This window comes from Paraburkholderia sp. GAS334, from assembly GCF_050436625.1.
Lineage (GTDB): Bacteria > Pseudomonadota > Gammaproteobacteria > Burkholderiales > Burkholderiaceae > Paraburkholderia.
The window spans coordinates 1-2,508 of the sequence record NZ_JBNDMO010000088.1 but is presented as its reverse complement, the minus strand read 5'-3'; the positions used below and the strand labels follow the sequence as shown (position 1 = coordinate 2,508).

The window sequence follows — 2,508 nt, the reverse complement described above, 5'->3', positions numbered from 1 at the left end:
CCGTGAAGGTGTTTGAGGAGAACAGAGCCCCAACGCATATTTGAGACACGCGTCCAAGCCCTCATCGGGACCAGTAGAAATCCACGGGGATAAGCTCGACGACCCATCCACCTTCTTCGCCCAGCGTGGCCGCCGGGTGCATGGAGGCGATGCGCAACGCCTCGTCATGGGTATCCGCCTCGATGATGAACAGGCCGCCCACGACTTCCTTCGACTCGGTATAGGGCCCATCGGTGACGTGCGTCTTGCCACTGCGCGGGCGGAGCGTCCTCCAGTTGTCCAGATCGCCAAGCGATGCGGAAATCAGTACCTTGTCGGTAGCCCGCATCTTGTCGTCCAATGCGGGGCATTGGCTCACCAATTTCTTGACGTCGTCTGGCGCCATCGCGGCGAATTTATCGGGGGTGAAGTAGGCCAAGCCGAGGTATTTCATGGGAGATCCTTTGGGTGTGAATAACCTGACGACGAAGCTGATGATCGAAAATCGACAATCTTCTGAAAAGTTTGTAGCGGGTCTCGCCAGACTGTCCGCTTTTGGGGTCGCGCGGTGCCGACCGCCGGGCTCGTGCTGCACATGCGGATCGCGTGAGGCAGAGGTCGGCCATGTGCGGTCGCTGGGTAGTGCGACAGCTCAGCCGCTCCAACGTCTTATCGCCTTCGTCAACAGCCGCTCAAAACTCCCGACACGATCAGTTGCATTCGTCACCTTTGCCAAGACTTTTGCGCATAGTGTCGCCGGCGTCGGTCATAGAGGACGCCATCCGACGCAATGCAGACAACAATTCGTTGGACTCGGTTACGTTGCCTTCTTGATATCGTTGCCAGGCCGATTTGTCAGGATGGCGCTCGTAATAACGTGAAAGAGATGATCCCCCCGTGGCGCGAATCCGGGCTGGCCGACGAGCCAGCCGAGCGCCGACATCAGGGCGAACAGGTCGACCCCATCGATATCGGCGCGCGCCGTTCCCTCGGCTTGAGCGCGGAGCAGTAGTCGCGCACCCGCTGAACGCAGCGCTGTGCTCGAAGCGTGAAGCGCGGAGTCCGGGTCCGCGTGCGCGGTCGCAAACAAGGCGCAAATACCGTTATAGGTATGAACGAATGCAACCCCTTCGCGAAACCAGGACACCAGCGCTTCGTCAGGTGGGTTCGACGTTTCGAGTTCGGCCGCCTGCTGTATCAGTTCGTCCACGTTCATGCGCAGCAACGCTTCGAACAAGGCTTCTCGTGTCGGGAAATGGCGAAATAGTGTGGCCAGCCCGACGTCGGCCCGGCGGGCGATATCTCGCATGGACGCATCGGCACCATGCTCGGTGACGACGTCACGCGCGACTGCAAGGAGATGGTCGTAATTCTTTCTGGCGTCAGCTCGCATAAATTGCCTTGACAAACGGATCAGTGATCCGAATATAATGAACCTGTATCCGGATCAGTGATCCACAAGATACAGCACATTTGTGCAGATGGGAACAGAGGCGCAGACGACACCACGAAAGGAGATGTCATGGGAAAGCTTGAGGGTAAGGTTGCAGTCATCACGGGTGGATCGAGCGGCATGGCGCTGGCGAGCGCCAAGCGGTTCGTTGAAGAAGGCGCGTATGTTTTCATCACGGGCCGGAGGCAGGAGGCGCTCGACGAGGCCGTCAAGCTGATTGGCCGGAACGTGACCGGCGTGCGCGGCGACGGGGCCAATCTGGACGACCTCGACCGCCTGTTCGATACAGTCAAGCGGGAAAAGGGCAAGATTGACATCCTGTTCGCGAGCGCAGGCACGGGCGAAGCCGTCCCTCTGGGCGAGATTACCGAGCAGCACTTCGATGCGACCTTCGGTCTGAATACGCGCGGAACGCTGTTTGCGGTTCAGAAGGCGTTGCCGCTGTTCAACGATGGCGGGTCGATCTTCATGACCGGGTCAGTTGCTTCGGTGAAAGGTTTTCCTGGTTATGGCGTGTATGCGGCGAGCAAGGCGGCGTTGCGCTCATTCGCACGCACGTGGCTTAACGAACTGAAGGGCAGGAATATCCGGGTGAACGTGCTGAGCCCGGGGCCGATCGCCACACCGATGCAGGACCAGGTTCTCACCGAGGAGGCGAAGCGGATGTTCGAATCCCTGATCCCGCGGGGAAAGATGGGGCGTCCTGAGGAAATTGCGACGGTCGCGCTGTTTCTTGCTTCAGACGATTCGAGCTTCGTGAATGGGGTGGAGTTGTCTGTCGACGGCGGCTTCTCGGCCATCTGAAATCGCGCCGAAAGCGTGTAGAAGGATCTTTCAACTCGACGAAGGTGATCTGATTTGTGTCAATAAATATGGATTCCTTACAATACTGAATGGAGAGTTCGCATGAACTATTCGATTATTGGCTTCGGCGCGGTAGGCCAGGCCCTCGCCCGAGCGTTTGCAAGAAAGAACATCGATGTGACCGTCGCCAGCCGGCGCCCTCCCGAGACGCTGATGCAACGGGCACGAGCGATCGGCCCCACCGTTGTCCCCGGGACGCTGCAGGATGCAAT

General features: G+C 58.9%; 4 protein-coding genes. 2 read left to right on the top strand and 2 right to left on the bottom strand.

Annotation, left to right across the window (positions count from 1 at the left end):
* Nucleotides 1-61: 61 nt before the first annotated feature.
* Nucleotides 62-433, bottom strand: coding sequence for a YciI family protein (locus tag P3T21_RS38335; RefSeq protein ID WP_171929655.1), 372 nt, complete (start codon nucleotides 431-433; stop codon nucleotides 62-64).
* 363 nt (nucleotides 434-796) lie between these two features.
* Complete coding sequence (locus P3T21_RS38330; protein ID WP_429261044.1) at nucleotides 797-1,372, bottom strand: TetR/AcrR family transcriptional regulator; 576 nt, start codon at nucleotides 1,370-1,372, stop codon at nucleotides 797-799.
* 129 nt (nucleotides 1,373-1,501) lie between these two features.
* On the opposite strand from P3T21_RS38330, the gene P3T21_RS38325 reads away from it, so the two are divergent.
* Nucleotides 1,502-2,236 (top strand): SDR family NAD(P)-dependent oxidoreductase, encoded by a 735-nt coding sequence (locus tag P3T21_RS38325; protein WP_429261043.1) that lies wholly within the window; start codon nucleotides 1,502-1,504, stop codon nucleotides 2,234-2,236.
* 102 nt (nucleotides 2,237-2,338) lie between these two features.
* Nucleotides 2,339-2,508 (top strand): NAD(P)-binding domain-containing protein (locus tag P3T21_RS38320; RefSeq protein ID WP_429261045.1); only part of this gene is annotated, 170 nt, incomplete at its 3' end.